Annotated in this window: 15 protein-coding genes; 8 read left to right on the top strand and 7 right to left on the bottom strand. The window is 62.1% G+C overall.

Going from position 1 to position 16208, the window contains the following annotated elements; all coding sequences use genetic code 11:
- Positions 1 to 360: 360 nt before the first annotated feature.
- The 4 genes from BMY73_RS03905 to BMY73_RS03890 are packed head-to-tail and all read left to right on the top strand — an operon-like array spanning position 361 to position 3961.
- Positions 361 to 1347, top strand: a complete 987-nt coding sequence (locus BMY73_RS03905) for an ABC transporter substrate-binding protein (protein ID WP_062382113.1) — start codon at positions 361 to 363, stop codon at positions 1345 to 1347.
- Between the two features lie 13 nt (positions 1348 to 1360).
- Entirely contained in the window at positions 1361 to 2164 is an 804-nt protein-coding gene (locus tag BMY73_RS03900) for an ABC transporter permease (protein WP_062382112.1), read from the top strand.
- Positions 2152 to 2988 carry an ABC transporter ATP-binding protein gene (locus tag BMY73_RS03895; RefSeq protein WP_062382111.1) on the top strand — a complete coding sequence of 279 codons (837 nt, stop codon included), beginning with the start codon at positions 2152 to 2154 and terminating at the stop codon, positions 2986 to 2988. The genes BMY73_RS03900 and BMY73_RS03895 overlap by 13 nt, the downstream gene beginning before the upstream one ends.
- 40 nt (positions 2989 to 3028) lie before the next feature.
- Positions 3029 to 3961 carry an NAD(P)-dependent oxidoreductase gene (locus BMY73_RS03890; protein WP_370588172.1) on the top strand — a complete coding sequence of 311 codons (933 nt, stop codon included), beginning with the start codon at positions 3029 to 3031 and terminating at the stop codon, positions 3959 to 3961.
- A gap of 108 nt (positions 3962 to 4069) precedes the next feature.
- Here BMY73_RS03890 and BMY73_RS03885 read toward each other — a convergent pair whose 3' ends face one another.
- The 3 genes from BMY73_RS03885 to yghX form a co-directional block, all read right to left on the bottom strand.
- On the bottom strand, positions 4070 to 4798 hold the full coding sequence (locus BMY73_RS03885) for a GntR family transcriptional regulator (RefSeq protein ID WP_062382346.1): 729 nt from the start codon (positions 4796 to 4798) through the stop codon (positions 4070 to 4072).
- Between the two features lie 61 nt (positions 4799 to 4859).
- Complete coding sequence (gene atzF, locus BMY73_RS03880; protein WP_092405185.1) at positions 4860 to 6674, bottom strand: allophanate hydrolase; 1815 nt, start codon at positions 6672 to 6674, stop codon at positions 4860 to 4862.
- Positions 6675 to 6855: 181 nt separating this feature from the next.
- Positions 6856 to 7743, bottom strand: coding sequence for a YghX family hydrolase (yghX, locus tag BMY73_RS03875; RefSeq protein WP_092405183.1), 888 nt, complete (start codon positions 7741 to 7743; stop codon positions 6856 to 6858).
- 430 nt (positions 7744 to 8173) lie between these two features.
- Here yghX and BMY73_RS03870 point away from each other — a divergent pair, with 430 nt between their 5' ends.
- Positions 8174 to 8605 carry a nuclear transport factor 2 family protein gene (locus tag BMY73_RS03870; protein WP_092405181.1) on the top strand — a complete coding sequence of 144 codons (432 nt, stop codon included), beginning with the start codon at positions 8174 to 8176 and terminating at the stop codon, positions 8603 to 8605.
- A gap of 69 nt (positions 8606 to 8674) precedes the next feature.
- Here the strand turns inward: BMY73_RS03870 and BMY73_RS03865 are convergent, their stop codons facing one another.
- Positions 8675 to 9559 carry a LysR family transcriptional regulator gene (locus tag BMY73_RS03865; RefSeq protein WP_092405179.1) on the bottom strand — a complete coding sequence of 295 codons (885 nt, stop codon included), beginning with the start codon at positions 9557 to 9559 and terminating at the stop codon, positions 8675 to 8677.
- Between the two features lie 111 nt (positions 9560 to 9670).
- Between BMY73_RS03865 and argC the strand changes: the two genes are divergently transcribed.
- Positions 9671 to 10594 (top strand): N-acetyl-gamma-glutamyl-phosphate reductase, encoded by a 924-nt coding sequence (gene argC / locus BMY73_RS03860; protein ID WP_092405177.1) that lies wholly within the window; start codon positions 9671 to 9673, stop codon positions 10592 to 10594.
- 8 nt (positions 10595 to 10602) lie between these two features.
- Here the strand turns inward: argC and BMY73_RS03855 are convergent, their stop codons facing one another.
- The gene (locus BMY73_RS03855) at positions 10603 to 11505 is read right to left on the bottom strand and encodes a LysR family transcriptional regulator (protein WP_092405175.1); all 903 of its coding nucleotides are present in this window, start codon (positions 11503 to 11505) and stop codon (positions 10603 to 10605) included.
- Between the two features lie 158 nt (positions 11506 to 11663).
- Here BMY73_RS03855 and BMY73_RS03850 point away from each other — a divergent pair, with 158 nt between their 5' ends.
- Together BMY73_RS03850 and BMY73_RS03845 are read left to right on the top strand one after the other, a co-directional pair.
- On the top strand, positions 11664 to 12635 hold the full coding sequence (locus BMY73_RS03850) for a DMT family transporter (RefSeq protein ID WP_092405173.1): 972 nt from the start codon (positions 11664 to 11666) through the stop codon (positions 12633 to 12635).
- A 49-nt stretch (positions 12636 to 12684) separates the two neighbouring features.
- Positions 12685 to 13839, top strand: a complete 1155-nt coding sequence (locus tag BMY73_RS03845) for a gamma-butyrobetaine dioxygenase (protein WP_092405171.1) — start codon at positions 12685 to 12687, stop codon at positions 13837 to 13839.
- Positions 13840 to 13925: 86 nt separating this feature from the next.
- Here the strand turns inward: BMY73_RS03845 and eutC are convergent, their stop codons facing one another.
- The gene (eutC, locus tag BMY73_RS03840) at positions 13926 to 14747 is read right to left on the bottom strand and encodes an ethanolamine ammonia-lyase subunit EutC (protein WP_092405169.1); all 822 of its coding nucleotides are present in this window, start codon (positions 14745 to 14747) and stop codon (positions 13926 to 13928) included.
- A 49-nt stretch (positions 14748 to 14796) separates the two neighbouring features.
- Positions 14797 to 16188, bottom strand: coding sequence for an ethanolamine ammonia-lyase subunit EutB (locus tag BMY73_RS03835; protein WP_062382100.1), 1392 nt, complete (start codon positions 16186 to 16188; stop codon positions 14797 to 14799).
- Positions 16189 to 16208: the final 20 nt, after the last annotated feature.

Here is a 16208-nt window from a genome sequence, read left to right as displayed (position 1 = left end):
AGGCCGCTCCGCGTCCACGTTGACGCAGAGCGTCAGTCGCTGGGTTACCACGCGGAGCGTGGGAACGATCAACATTTCGTGCTCCGCTCGGCACCCGATGAAACGCCGCTTTCCTGCACTAGGAAGCGGCGTTTTTTGTGCGCCTGCCCCAGCTTCGAACACCTTTTTCCACCCCAGTTTTTTCCTCGTCAGGGACCACATATTTACTAATTTTCGTATCCCGCGACATCGGCCAACATCGACCTCGCCCTACAGAGGCAAAAGGTCCGTCAGAGGCCGCGAGCGGTTCAAGTTATGGCGTCTAGCCCCCACTGCCCCGAGACAACGTCGAATTAAAAAACCACCATCCGGGAGTGTTCCATGATCAAGTCTTTCGTATCGCGCTGTGTGCGTCCGCTGGCCCTGACTGCACTGGCGGCCGGCATCGCCAGCGGCGCTCAGGCCGGCACCCTGTCCATCGGGCACACCACCTGGGTGGGGTACGGCACCCTGTACCTGGCTAAGGACCTGGGCTACTTCAAGGAAAACGGCCTGACCGTTGAGTTGCCGACCATCGAAGAAGCGTCGATGTACATGGCCGCTCAGGCCTCGGGCAAGCTGTCCGGCTCAGCTTCAACCCTGGATGAAATCCTCAAGTACCGCCCTCAGTTCTGCTTCAAGGCGGTCGCGGCGCTGGACGAAAGCCATGGCGGTGACGGCGTGCTGGTCGGCAAGGACATCAACAGCCTGCAAGACCTCAAAGGCAAGGCCGTCGCCGTCAACGAAGGCTCGGTTTCACAATTCTGGCTCAACTACCTGCTGAAAAACGCCGGCATGAAAATGAGCGACCTGACCATCCAGAACATGACCGCCGACGACGCGGCCACCGCGTTCATTGCCGGTCGTGTACCGGCCGCCGTGACCTGGGAACCGCACCTGACCACCGTGCGCAACAAGCAGCAAGGCAAGGTGCTGGTCGACAGCAGCACGACGCCCGGCGTGATCGTCGATGTCGTGGCCCTGAGCTGCGATGTGATCGACAAACAGCAGGCTGACGTCAAGGCACTGGTGGCCGGCCTGTACAAAGCCGTTCAGTACACCAAGGACCATCCGAAAGAAGCCTACGCGATCATGGCCAAAGGCGTCGGTGGTTACCTGGCCGACCCGGCCGAGCTGGAGGCCGCGGCCAAAGGCGTGCGTTTCTACGATCAGGCCATGAGCGAAAAACTGCTGGGCAGCAACGGCAGCACCGGCGATGCCGCCGCCGTGATCAAACTGGCCAACGAAACCGCCAGCGAGTTGCAGGGCAAGCCGTACAACGTCAGCTACAGCGACCTGATCGACAACCGTTTCATCAGCCCGAAATAACCAGGAGCACGTCATGTCCAAGCGCAATTCGTGGCTCAACCGCTGCCTGACGCCCAAGACCAGCTTGCCGATCCAGGTGATCTGGAGCGCCAGCGGCCTGGCCTGGGCGTTGTTGATCGGCCTGTGGGCTTTTCTTTCCTATGGCGGCGTGGTGCCGGCGATGTTCCTGCCGACACCCGGTGCGGTTTTCGATGCTGCGATGCGCCTGGCCCGTGACGGTACGCTCGGCCCGCATGTGTGGGCCAGCGTGGAAGTGGTGATGGTCGGCTTCGTGATCTCGTCGGTGGTCGCGGTGCCGATCGGCCTGATGATGGGCAGCTTCCGGGTCGTGCAAGCGTTCCTGGAACCGCTGGTCAATTTCATCCGCTACCTGCCGGTCACCTCGTTCGTACCGTTATTCATCCTGTGGATCGGTATCGGTCTGGAGCAACGGGTGTCGATCATCATTTTCGGCGTGTTCTTCCAGCAACTGGTAATGATTGCCGATGTGTCCAAGGGCATTTCCAAAGACCTGATCAACGCCTCCTACACCCTCGGCTCCAGCCGTTCGGACGCCGTATTGCATGTCATCGCACCCGCCTCGTTGCCCGGTGTGCTGGACACGCTGCGCGTGACCATGGGCTGGGCCTGGACCTACCTGGTGGTCGCCGAGCTGGTCGCAGCGTCCAGCGGTCTGGGTTACCTGAGTCTCAAGGCCATGCGAGGTTTTCAGGTTGACGTGATTTTCCTGGCGATCGCCGTGATCGGGCTGTTGGGCCTGATCACCGATCAACTGTTCAGATTTCTTCGCTTGAAGGTGGCCGCATGGGCTCAGTAACCGCAACCTCGCCGATTCAGCTACGCCCCGCTGCCGTGGCCACTGCCGCCACGCCACGCTTGCGTGTCGATAACGTCACGCTGCAATACAAAACGCCGTCAGGGAGCACGTTCACGGCGCTGGACAAGGTGTCGTTCGACGTACCCGATCAGCAGTTCGCCGTGCTGGTCGGCCCCTCAGGTTGCGGTAAGTCCAGCCTGCTGTACCTCACCGCCGGTCTGTCCGAACCGACATCGGGCGACATCTACGTCGGCGGCCAACAGGTCGACGGCCCCGGCGCGGATCGCGGCATGGTGTTCCAGGGCTATACGCTGTTCCCATGGCTGACCGTACGCAAGAACATCGAATTCGGCCTCAAGCGCCGTGGCATGCCCGCGGCCGAACGCAAGGAAATCGTCGAGTTCTACCTGAACGAAGTGGGTCTGTCGCGCTTCGCCGATAACTACGCCAAGCAGTTGTCCGGCGGGATGATGCAACGCGTGGCGATAGCCCGCGCCCTGGCCAACGACCCGCAGATCCTGCTGATGGACGAGCCGTTCGGCGCTCTCGACAGCCAGACGCGTCTGCAGATGCAGCAACTGCTGCTCAAGGTCTGGGAGCACAGCAAGAAGACGGTGTTGTTCGTGACTCACGACATCGACGAGGCCATTCTGCTGGGCGACCGGATCTTCGTCATGGGCGCACGCCCTGGCCGTATCAAGGAAGTGCTCGATGTGCCGATTGGCCGCCCGCGCAACCTGGACATGGTCATGGACCCTGAATTCATCCGCATGAAGCGCAATATTTTTCATCTGTTGCATGACGGGCCGGAAGAACACCTATGACGCGATAGCACGTTTGCAGGGACCCTTGTAAGGGCGTGCGGTGCTAGAGTCTTTCGCCACACAGGTGACACTCATTACACCGCTCACAGGAGTACATCGGATGAAAATCGGTTTCTTGGGTCTGGGCAACATGGGTCAGGCCATCGCCGCCAATCTGCTGAAAGGCGAACATGAACTTCGGGTCTGGAACCGCTCGCCGCAGGCGACCCGGTCGCTGGTCGAGCTCGGCGCCAAGGCGGTGACGGAACCCGCACAGGCGTTCGACGCCGACGTGGTGTTCAGCATGCTCGCCGACGACAAGGCGCTGCGCTCGGTGCTGCTGGATTCGGGCCTGCTCAAGCACATCAAGGCGCCGCTGATTCACGTCAACCTGGCGACCGTATCGGTGACGTTTGCTGATGAACTGGCCGAGCTGCACAAGGCTCAAGGCATCGACTACATCGCAGCGCCCGTGATGGGCCGGCCGAATGTCGCGGCGGCGGCTCAGCTGAATCTTCTAGCAGCCGGCCCCGAACAGGCCATCGACACCGTTCAGCCGCTGTTCGACCTGATCGGCCGCAAGACGTGGCGCCTCGGCGAAAAGGCCTCGGCTGCCAATGCGATGAAACTGGCGGTCAATTTCCTGCTGGTGTCGGCGGTCGAAGCCATGAGCGAAGCCGCCGTACTGGTGACCCGCCACGGCCTCCAGTCGGCGGACCTGGTGAACCTGGTGTCGAACACCCTCTTCACCGGCCCGGTGTATGCCGGCTACGGCGCACTGATCGGAGAACGCCGCTACGAGCCCGCCGCGTTCAAGGCCGTGCTGGGACTCAAGGACGTGGATCTGATCCTGGCGGCGGCCAGTCAGGTGTCGGTGCAGATGCCGACCGCGGACATGATTCGCGCCAACCTGCAGGACGCCGTCGACCACGGCCAGGGTGAAATGGACCTCGCGGTCCTGGCCGAAGTCGCGGAGCGTCGTAACCCGGTTTGATACTCGCCGTTATCCCTGGGCATGGCGGCGCTATCCGCACTCGCGGCTGGCGCTGCATCTGTGGGAGCGAGCTTGCTCGCGAATGCATTGGAACCTTTGACCTCTTTTTCAGTTGCCCTCATCAGCCGCTTGGTGTGCATTGCGCTGCCGCGCCATATGCAGCCTGTGAAGGGTGATTTTGCGCACTTCCTGTTTGCTGATGTCGATGTGGTTTTTCAGCAGGTGTTGGGCCCGTTCAGTGCGCCGTTGCAGGATCGCCTCGAGGATCTGTCCGTGCTCGACGTAAGTCGCGTCGATGCGTGGGGCCTGAGTGAAATCCAGACGCCGGATGATGCGGATTTTTTCGGTAATCTCGAAATGCACGCGCGCCATTTCGCGGTTGCCTGCGGCCTCGACCAGCGCGCAATGGAATCGCTCATCCAGGGCTGAGACCCGTGCCCCCTCCTGCAAGCGCTCCGCCTCTGTCACCCGCCAGGTGCGTGTCAGTTCAGCGATCACCGGGTGGGCCTCGACATCCATTTGTTCCAGGCGTGCAACCGCCGCGTTTTCCAGCACGATCCGCAGGTCGTAGAGCTCTTCGAAATACTGGAAGTCAAACGCCCTCACCTGCCAGCCGCTGCGGAAATACACCTGCAGATAACCTTCGCGTTCCAGCCGATACAGCGCCTGACGCACCGGCGTGCGACTGGCCTGAACACGCTCGGCCACCTCACTTTCGCTGAAGCGATCGCCCGGCAACAACCGGAACTCGAAGATGTCGTCCTTGAGCTGTTGATAGATCCGCTCGACCATGTTTTCCGGGCGGCCCTTGGGCTTTTGCGACGTGGCGATCTGCATGGTGTTGTCCGAGCGGTTATCCGGGTCGACACGAGGACGTGCCGATGTGTATTGACGAGCGTCAGCCATTGTTCAAGCTGGCGATGTAAGCGCGCCAGCCACCGAATGCGGTGATGTCCTTTGCGTCTGCCAATGCCCACGGCTCGCAGATGAAACCCTTCACGCTGCGCCCGTCCACCAGTGTGAGGTTGCCGATGCCCAGCGGCGCGGGAATCTCGGCAACGAACTCGCCGAAACGCGCCAGCGGAATGTCCCACAACTCGACGATGATCGACTGCCCGCCGTCAGCCTTGACCAGTCCGGGTTTGGGCGGCACCGTACCGGGGAGCGCATAAAGGCGGTAGTCACCCGCGGTCAACGTCTGCTCGACGAACACCGCATCGCGACGGGTCAGTTGAACATTCAGCGGCATGCCGGTCAGGTGTGCACCGACCACGGCCACGCGGACACTGCCACGCGGTTGCGCTGCGGTGGATGGCGCAGGCAGCGGGCGTCCTGTTGCGCCCATCGGCAGGTTGAGATGCGCTTGCCACTGTTTGCCGAAACGCGCGAGCGCCGCGTCATGCCAGGCCGGGGCGATCAGGGTGATGCCGGCGGGCAAGCCGTCCGCGCGCAAACCCGCAGGCAGCGCCAGTGCGGACAGGTCCGCCAGGTTGGTGAAGTTGGTGTAGAAACCGAACTGGGAGTTGTAGAGCACCGGCTCCGCCGCCATCTCGGCGAGCGTTCGAATCGTCGCCGAGGTCGGCACGACCAGGGCGTCGAAACCGGCCAGTGCGTCGTTGATCTGCCGGCTCAGCGTTGCGCGCAGGTACTCGGCCTTGTAGGCATCGCAGGCGCTGTAGGCCAGACCATTTTCAACGATCCCGCGCACCACCGGGTTGATCGCCTCCGGGCTGGAGGCGAGCATCGCTTCAAGGGCCACGGTCCGCTCCGCGACCCACGGGCCGTAATACAGCTGCTCGGCCAGCGCCTGAAAAGGCGTGAAGTCGATGCGCGTGATCTCGGCGCCCATGTCGGTGAGGGTGTGTAATGCCTGCTCATAGACGGCCTGATTCTGCGCATCGCCAAAGAACTCCAGCGTTGCCGGCACCGCCAGTTTGATCGACGCGCCGAAGCCAACGGGCGCGGTATCGGGATTGGCACGGGAATAGGCGTCGGTGGCGTCGTACCCTTCGGCGATCCCGGCCACGCACTCGGCATCCTCAACGGTCAGGGCGAAGACAGAGATGCAGTCCACCGTGCGGCACGCTGGCACCAACCCGGTATTCGATAACCGCCCTTTGGTGGGTTTAAGGCCGACGATGTTGTTGAACCCGGCGGGTACCCGGCCGGAACCGGCGGTGTCGGTGCCAAGAGAGAACGCCACCAGCCCCCGCGCCACGACAGACGCCGAGCCCGAGCTGGAACCCCCACTGACGTAATCGGGATTGAAGCTGTTCGCCACCGCGCCGTAGGGAGAACGGGTACCGACCAACCCTGTGGCGAACTGATCGAGGTTGGTCTTGCCTATCAGAATCGCACCGGCCGCGCGCAGCCTGGCGACCACGGTCGCGTCAGCGCTGGCGGTGTAGGCAAATTCCGGACACGCCGCAGTCGTGAGCCAGCCTGCCGCATCAATGTTGTCCTTGATGGCGAACGGCACCCCATACAGCGGCAGCTTCGCGATATCGCCGCCGACGGCCTCCAGGAGCGCGGACAGTTCGGCCAGTTGCGCATCGAGCTGAGCAGGGCTGACGCGAGAGATCCAGGCGTTATCCGCTGCGGGAAAGGCATCAAGCAGGTCCCGCAGGCCGCTTGGGGTCATCTCACCGCGCTGATACGCAGCGATCCATTCGTTTACGGTCCAGCCAAACAAGGGGTTTTGAGCGTTGCGCATTGTGGATTCCATCTTGTATCCAAGTTTGAATCCAGCAAAAGCAAAACGCAGGCCATCTGGGTCAAGACCTCGTTTTACGGGACGTTAGAACAATTTCAACTGCGGCAGCCTACAAGGAAATGCCCGCCAAGAAGGCAACCGTGCGTGGTTTTGGTGCCTCCCGTTATTCATCAGGTACACGCTACACCAGGTACTTGCGAAACCACTCCAGCGTCCGGCCCCACGCCAACCGCGCCGCTGCATCGTCATAGCGTGGCGTCGAGTCGTTGTGGAAGCCGTGATTCATCCCCGGATAGATGTACGCCTGATAGGTCTTGCCGGCAGCCTTCAGCGCCTGCTCGTACGCAGGCCAGCCGTCGGTAATGGGTTTGTCCAGTTCAGCGTAGTGCAGCAGCAAGGGTGCCTTGATACGCGCGACGTCCTCCGCCTTGGGTTGCCGCCCGTAAAACGGCACCGCCGCCGCCAGCTCCGGATAAGCAACGGCCGCCGCATTGGCCACGCCACCGCCATAGCAGAACCCGGTGATGCCGACTTTACCGGTCGATGCGGGGTGCGCCATCAACCATTCGATGCCCGCAAAGAAGTCGTTCATCAGTTTCTCGGGGTCGACCTTCTGCTGCAGTTCGCGCCCCTTATCGTCATTGCCCGGATAGCCGCCGACCGAGGACAGGCCATCGGGTGCCAGGGCGATGAACCCGGCCTTGGCCACACGACGGGCGACATCCTCGATGTAAGGATTGAGACCCCGGTTCTCATGCACCACCAGCACCGCCGGTACTTTCGCGCCGGCCTTGGCCGGACGCACCAGATACCCACGAACCTGGCCGTGCCCCTTGGGGGATGGGTAGGAAATATACTCGGCGACAATGTCGGGGTCGGTGAATTCGACTTGTTCAGCCAGCGCGTAATTCGGGCTCAGCGACGACAGAATCGCGGTCGCCGTGAGTCCACCCAGGGCAAACACCGCCGCCCGATCAAGGAACTCACGCCGGTTGATCTTCCCGTGAACATAGAAGTCATACAGCTCGAGCAATTCAGGGGCGAAATCCTTGGCCGTGAGACGGGTCATCTGTGCACTTCCTCATTGATTGTCGTGTGGTCACCGTGGCCGGCCTTACGGCTCGCTGGCGCGTCAAGAACGTTCATTAAAGCAGTGTTTAACCCCCTCGGCAGATCAAGCGGGTTGAAGCACATCCTCCGTGTGGACCTCACACCTGTAGGAGTGAGCTTGCTCGAAGGCGACAGCTTGGCACCATCAAGGCTGAATGAACCACCGCACTCGCTGCCCTCGTAACCTCGGATGTCTCCCAAGGCGGGATGCGGCTTTTCCGGGGGAGCGTGGCAGGCGTGAGGTGCTTGATCGCGTCAGGGCTCAGCGGACACTGACCCGTGTTTTGCAGTTGTATGATAACGTACGAAAACTCGTCTCATGGGTCGCTCTGCCGGCGCCCGGACGGGGATTCTGTTTCTGTCCGATCACAATAAAAAGGGAAACATCCATGACCAAGCTCAAACTGGCGGTAGGTTTTGTGTGCCTGTTTTCAGGCTATGTCTTCGCTGCACCGTCTGCGGATGAACAAAATGTCGCCAAGGCCGTCGACCAGATGACCCAGGCGATGCTGCACAAAGACCTCAAGACCCTGAACGCACTGACATCAGACAACGTCACCTACGGCCATTCCAGCGGCAAGATTCAGAACAAGCAGGAATTCATCGCTGACATCGAAACCGGCCGCAGCGGTTTCAAGACCCTGCAGATGCTCAATCAGAAAATCACCATGGACGGCGACACCGCGCTGGTTCGCAACCACTTCTCCGCCCAGGCCGTAAACAGCGGCGTCGAAGTACCGACCGAGATCGAAAACTTCCAGGTCTGGCAAAAGCAGCACGGGAAATGGCAACTGATCGGTCGTCAGGCATTCAAGTTCTGATTGACCGCTGATCCACCTGTGGGAGGCGGCGTGTCACTGCCGTTGCTCTCACAGGTCCCCCCTCCATCGTTACAACGCTTCCAGCCCCCATAACACCTCCAGCACATGCCGGGTCGAACGTTCGACCTCTCCGGCCCGGTGGGCGATGCCCAGTTCCCGCCACAACGCCGGCTGCAAGGGACGCATGACGATGCGGTGCTCCGGCGACGGCGTGGAGGCCTCGTGGGGCAGTACCGTCGCGCCATACCCGGCCGCCACCAGACTCTTGATCGCGTCGTTGTAGTTGAGCTGAATGCGCGGCGTCGGCTGCGGCCCCTCTGTTGCGAACCACTCCCCTACCTGACGCGACAGGCGCGTGCTGTTGTCGTTGAGAATCAGCGGTTGGGCTGCCAGCCAGGCGGGCGTAACAACGTCCGGACACGCCCAGCGCGCCGGCAGAAACGCCATGACGGGGTCACGTCGCCACGGCTTGATCTGCAGGCCCTTGACCGGCGATTGCGGCAGCGCAATCACGCCGATGTCGAGACTGCCATCGGCCAGTTTTTGCAGGGTCTGCTGGGAGGTGAGCACCGCCACCTGCACGTCGATGCCCGCGTGCGCGTGACTGAGGGTTTCCAGCGCTTGCGGTATCAGTTGCGCGATGACGCCGGTGGACGCGCCCAGTCTGACCCGCCCGGCCAACCCCTGAACCTGACGTTCCACATCTTCGAGCGCCTGTTCGGCATCGGCCAGCAAGCGCCGGGCTCGCTCGATCAGGGTTTCCCCAATCGCCGAAGGCTGGACGCGACCCCGGGTGCGTGACAACAACAGCCCGCCGACGCGCTGCTCCAGGTCTGCAATGTGCAGGCTCACCGTGGGTGGCGCCAGGTTTAACACCCGCGCGGCTTCGGCAAACGAACCATGGTCGGCGATTGCCACCAGTGTGCGCAAACGGTCGAGACTGATCTCACGCACAACATTTCTCCTTCATGAAACCTGAATCTAATCGTCAATAAATTCAACTTTCCCTATCTTACGCCCTGTTCGAAGATGCTCGCCATGAATGACTGACTGCGAGCGCACCTCATGACCCTACCTGTTGTTTTCATCGACGGTGACCAAGGCACGACCGGCCTGCAAATCCACCAGCGACTGCACGGCCGGACCGACCTGCAAGTCGTGACGTTGCCCGCCGCGCAGCGCAAAAACCCGGAAAGCCGGGCAGCGGCGATCAACGCCTGCGATATCGCGATCCTGTGCCTGCCCGATGATGCCGCCCGCGACGCCGCGGCAAGCATTGAAAATCCCGACGTGCGCGTGATCGACGCCAGCTCTGCCCACCGTACGCACCCGGACTGGGTCTATGGGTTCGCGCAGATGAGCGAACAGCAGAAAGCGCTCATCACCAGCGCACGCCGGGTGACCAACCCTGGGTGTTACCCGACCGGCGCTGTCGGACTGCTGCGCCCCTTGCTGGATAACGGCCTGGTGCCTCGGGACTACCCGATCAGCATCAACGCGGTGTCAGGCTATTCAGGTAAAGGCCGTTCCGGCGTCGATGAATTCGAGGGGCCGGACGCCAGTCAGGCGACACCGTTTCAGGTCTACGGCTTGAGCCTGGCGCACAAACACGTCCCGGAAATCCAGCAATACAGCGGTCTCAGCGAACGCCCGATGTTCATCCCGGCCTACGGCTCGTTCCGTCAGGGCATCGTACTCACCATCCCCTTGCAACTGCGCTTGCTGCAATCGGGTGTCACGGGCGCCCGGTTGCATGCGTGCCTGGCGCAGCACTACGCGGGCAGTGATTTTGTCGAGGTCATGCCGATGGACGCCTCGCAGGCGCTGACCGGGCTGGACCCTCGGGTCATGAACGACACCGACAAGCTGCGTCTGATGGTGTTCGAAAACGCCGGACACGTGCTGCTGGCCGCCGTGTTCGACAACCTGGGCAAAGGCGCTGCCGGTGCCGCCGTGCAGAACCTGGACCTGATGATCGCCGGCTTCTGAATCCGCGCTCAGCTCAATTCAGCGCGCAACCACTCCACCAGCAGGTTCGCCTCTTCCCGGCGCGCCTGCCCGTGGCGGCGATAGACCGACAGCGCCTCGCTCAAGTGAACGCTTTCGGCGAACGGCGCAATCAGCACGCCGCTGTCGAGCATGCGTTGCGCGGTGCGCCGCCAGCCCATCGCCAGACCGTGTCCCTCAACGGCGGCGTGCAGCATCAGCGAATAATTGTCGAAGGCCAGCCCACGGGCATGGCGTGGCACTTCGTGGCCGAACGTCGCCAGCCAGGTATCCCACTCCAGTTGATAGGCGGGCAAGGCGTCGTGATGCAACAAGGTGTGAGCCCCCAGCTTATCGAGCGCGACGAGGGAGGCAGACCTTTCTAAATAGCGCGGGCTGCACACCGGGAAGACCTCGTCCGCGGCCGTGAACAGCAAGGGATGCAAGCCGTGGTCGCGGTTGCTGCTCTGCATCGCAACGTCGAAATAGCCCTGGAAGTCCGTGAGCGGAGGGGCCCAAGTGACGATCTTCAGTTCGATTTCCGGGTACTGCTGATGGAAATTCGACAGCCTGGGCATCAACCAGTGAAAGGCTTCGCAGGGCTGACACAGCAGCACCACTTCATTCTTCCTTGCCACCCCTCGCAGGCGATCCGCCGTCCTGCCCACATCGCGCAATGCATTACCCAGGGTGAGGCTGAACTCGCGCCCGGCATCCGTCAGAAAAACCGCCCGGTTGCGCCGCTGGAACAGCTTGACGCCCAAATCCTCCTCCAGCGCCCGGATCTGTCGGCTCACCGCCGCCTGGGTCAGGTTCAGTTCTTCGGCCGCACGGGAAAAACTCAACAACCGGGCAGCGGCTTCGAATGGCAGAAGACTTGCCAGCGGAGGCAAGGATTTACCGAGCTTATTCATAATGTCCAGTAATGCATCGTGACGAAGACATCATTTGTAGCACACCGGTCTGGATCGGCAAGATGACCGTCACTGCGATGCCCCTGAGTGTACGCAAAACCTGTGTGAGTGAGCTTGCTCACAGATGATTCACCGCCCGGGTGTTCAAAGGAGTCCACATGACCTCACCCCGTTCAATCCTCTTGCAAGGCGTGGCATTCGCAGTGCTGGCGACGTTGAGTTGGGCCTGCAACTTCATCGCCCCGTACGTGCTGCAGGGTTACAGCATTCAGGACTTCATGCTGGTGCGTTTCATGATGGCCGGTGCGCTGGGCCTCTTGCTGTTGCCTCTGTATCGCTCGCAACTGCGCGGCCTGAGTCTGCGCCAGTGGCTGACCGGCATGGGGCTGGGCGCATTGGGGTATCTGGCCTACAGCAGCTGCATCGCAGGCGGCGTGATCTACGGCGGTCCGTTGATGATCGCCGCCTTCATCGGCGCTGTCCCGGTGTTGCAGGCGCTGCTGGGTAACGCCCGCGACCGGGCGTTGCGCTGGGGCCAGTTGCTGCTGCCGATTTCGCTGCTGTGTCTGGGTCTGGGACTGATCAACCTGCAAGTGCTTCGCGACCCGGCGGATGCCCATACTTATCTGTGGGCGGGGCTGGCCTTTTCGTTGGGTGCCGTGCTGATCTGGCTCTCGTTCAGCGTCTTCAATCAGGCCGCCATGGAACACCTGCACACCCATGCCACCAGCGCCTGGACCTGCCTGATGATGATCGGCGCAGGCCTTGCCGCCTTACTGCTGACACCGATGGCGTGGGCCTGGGACTGGCTGCAACTTCCCGTTCAAGGCATCGACACCCCTGCCGCGCTGCGCCTGTACGGCTGGGCGCTGCTGATCGCGCTGCTCTCTTCCGTGATTGGCGCCTGGGCCTGGAACCTCGCGTCCCGACGTCTGCCGATGGTGCTGTCCGGGCAATTGATTGCACTGGAGTCGTTTTTCGCCACCGTATTGGGCCTGGCGTTTCACGGGCGTTTACCCACCCTGGCTGAAGCCATCGGCCTGGCGCTGATTCTGTTTGGCACCGTGTATTCGGTGCGCATCATCCTCGGGCCTCGGCGATCCGAGACCTGCCGACCCGCCGTCCACTGATGCCCGCGATCAGGCTCACTTGAAAAACACCGCTCCGGGAGCTCAACCCATGAACGCCATCGCCGATTACCGCACTTATCCGCTGATCAGCCCGCTGCTTCACGCAACGCTGGCACCCGACCTGATCGAGGTGACGTGGGCGGATCAACGCCGTAGCCCCTTTCATCACTTGTGGTTGCGTGACAACTGTCCGTGTCCGCAGTGCGTGTACAGCGTCACCCGAGAACAAGTGTTCGAGATTGCCGACGTTCCGGAAAACCTTCAGGCGTTGAGCGTCGAAGTCGATCGCGAAGGCGCACTGCACGTTCAATGGGAGGACGGTCACGAAAGCCGTTTTGACCCCGGCTGGTTACGCGCCCATGCCTACGACGAAGCATCGCGCGCCGAACAACAGGCAGGACGCGGGAGCAAGCAGCGCTGGGTCGCTGGACTGCAATTGCCCGTGTTCGAGTATCAGGCGGTGATGGAAGACTCCAAGGCCTTGCTCGACTGGCTGCTGGCGGTGCGCGACATCGGGCTGACGCAGGTGCGCGGCGTGCCCACCGCGCCGGGTTCGCTCAGTCTGTTGGCGCAGCGCATCTCGTTCATTCGCGAAAGCAATTTCGGCGTGCTGTTCAACGTGCAATCCAGGGCCGATGCCGACAGCAACGCCTACACCGCCTTCAACCTGCCGCTGCACACCGACCTGCCGACCCGTGAATTGCAGCCCGGCTTGCAGTTTCTGCATTGCCTGGTGAACGACGCCAAGGGCGGTGACAGTCGGTTCGTCGATGGCTTCGCGATTGCCGAGACACTGCGTCTGGAGGATCCGGACGCCTACCGCTTGCTGTGCGAAATTCCGGTGGAGTTTCGCAACAAGGACCGGCGCAGCGACTACCGCTGCCTGGCCCCTGTGATCGCGCTGGACGCCACGGGCGAGGTCGCTGAAATCCGTATGGCGAACTTCCTTCGCGGACCACTGAATCTCACACCTGAGCTGATGCTGCCGTATTACCGCGCGTATCGGCGCTTCATAGAAATGACCCGCGAGGCACGCTTCCAATTTCGTCAGCGCCTGGAGGCCGGGCAATTGTGGTGTTTCGACAACCGCCGCACCCTTCACGCCCGAGACGCCTTCGACCCTGCCAGCGGCGCGCGGCATTTTCAGGGGTGCTACGTGGATCGGGATGAATTGTTGTCACGGATATGGGTGTTGCAGCGGTGAGGGCCCGAACGTGGAGGCGTTTTTTAGGCGCCGGCCCGCTGCGCGCCAGCGCCTACAAGCCTCATCGGGCAGCAGACTGTCGACTGTCACTCGCCAATCAGGAAGTTACCAGACCGCCCCCCTTCGCCCGCTTCCAGCACCGGCACCTGCGCGTCGTCCTTGAGGTTCACGCCGGACAACTGCCGCCGCCAGGCTTCGCGCATCAGGTACAGTAACTTGTGCGCGGCCATGGCGTAGCTCATGCCTTCCAGACGCACGTTGGAGATGCAATTGCGCGCTGCGTCGTTGAGGCCGACCCGAGGCGCGTAAGTGAAATACAGACCCAGGCTGTCCGGCGAACTCAGTCCCGGCCGCTCACCGATCAGGATCACCACCATCCGCGCCTTGAGCACTTCGGCCACCTCATCCGCCACCGCGACCCGGCCCTGCTCGACCAGCACCACCGGCGCAACGCTCCAGCCCTCGGCCGCCGCCAGTTCATCGATGCGTTCAAGCATCGCCGGGCTATGCCGTTGCACGGCCAGCGACGACAAGCCGTCTGCCACGACCACCGCAAGATCGAAGCCGTCAGGATGTGCTTCGGAGTAGGCGCGCAGTTGCTCGACCGAGTCCGTCGACAAACGACGTCCCAGGTCGGGCCGTTGCAGGTAGACGTTACGGTCCGACGCGGAACTGTGGACCGTGAGCGTTTCGCGCTGGCGCGCTGCCAGTTGTTCGCTCAGGGCGGCGTGATCGAAAGGCAAGTGCACCGCGTCTCTGGCTTGCGCGTGAGCAAACTGGAAATCGAGTTGCGCGGCGGTCGGGAGGCTCGTGCCCGCATGCCCCAGGGCAATCCGCGCCGAAGTCAGCGAACGCAACTGATGCCAGGCATCGGCTTGCGCGGGTGGTTTACGGTCGTCATCGCTCATGGCCCATTCTTCTCTCTGTTCACTGCCACTGTCGGATCGAGTACGTAGATTATTTCAACTGCGCCAGTGCCTGTCGGAACAACGGCGGCACGCCCTGCCCCAGACGCACGCCGCCATCGTCCTGACGCAGGATGTCCATGCGCGTCAGCCACGCCTCGAACTCCGGTGCCGGACGCAGGCCCAGTGTCTTGCGCGCATACAGCGCATCATGGAAGGAGGTGGTCTGGTAATTGAGCATCACGTCGTCGGAGCCGGGAATGCCCATGATGAAGTTGATGCCGGCCACACCGAGCAGTGTCAGCAACATGTCCATGTCGTCCTGATCGGCTTCGGCATGATTGGTGTAGCAAATGTCACAGCCCATCGGCACGCCCAACAGCTTGCCGCAGAAATGATCTTCCAGCCCCGCGCGGATGATCTGCTTGCCGTTGTACAGGTATTCCGGCCCGATGAAGCCGACCACGGTGTTGACCAGGAACGGGTTGAAATGCCGAGCCACGGCATAGGCGCGCGCCTCGCAGGTCTGCTGATCGACACCATGATGAGCGTTGGCCGACAGCGCGCTGCCCTGCCCCGTTTCGAAATACATCAGGTTGTTGCCCAGCGTCCCACGGTTCAGGCTCAGGCCCGCTTCGTAGCCTTCGCGCAGTATTTCCAGGCTGATGCCGAAGCTGCTGTTGGCCGCTTCGGTGCCGGTGATGGATTGAAACACCAGATCGACCGGCACGCCCTTCTCGATGGCCGCCACCGACGAGGTGACATGAGTCAGCACACAGGACTGGGTGGGAATGTCGTAGCGGCGAAGCACGCCGTCGAGCATTTTCAGCAATTCGGTGATGGCACTGATGCTGTCCGTCGCCGGGTTGATGCCGATCATGGCGTCGCCGTTTCCATACAGCAAACCGTCGAGCACGCTGGCCGCGATGCCCGCCGGGTCGTCGGTCGGGTGATTGGGCTGCAAGCGGGTGGACATCCGCCCGCGCAGGCCCACGGTGTTGCGAAAACGGGTGACCACGCGAATTTTCTGCGCCACCAGCACCAGATCCTGCACGCGCATGATCTTCGACACCGCCGCCGCCATTTCCGGGGTCAATCCCGGCGCCAGTGCCTTGAGGCTGGCCTCGGTGGCTTCATCGCCCAGCAGCCAGTCACGGAAACCGCCGACCGTCAGGTGACTGACCACCGAGAACGCCGCCAGGTCGTGACTGTCCACGATCAGGCGCGTGACCTCGTCCTGCTCGTACGGAATCAATGCCTCGTCAAGGAAGCGCTTGAGCGGCACCTCGGCCAGAGCCATTTGCGCCGCCGCACGCTCGGCGTCACTGGTGGCGGCGACTTCGGCAAGAAAGTCCCCGGAACGCGCAGGACTGGCCTTGGCCATGAGTTCCCGCAGGCTGTCGAAGCGCCAGACCATGCCACCGATGCTGTGGGAAAAGCTCATGCGTAACCTTCCTTCTATCG

This window comes from Pseudomonas sp. NFACC02, from assembly GCF_900110765.1.
Taxonomy (GTDB): domain Bacteria; phylum Pseudomonadota; class Gammaproteobacteria; order Pseudomonadales; family Pseudomonadaceae; genus Aquipseudomonas.
Note: the sequence above shows the minus strand (reverse complement) of the source record. Positions and strands in the feature narration are given on the sequence as shown.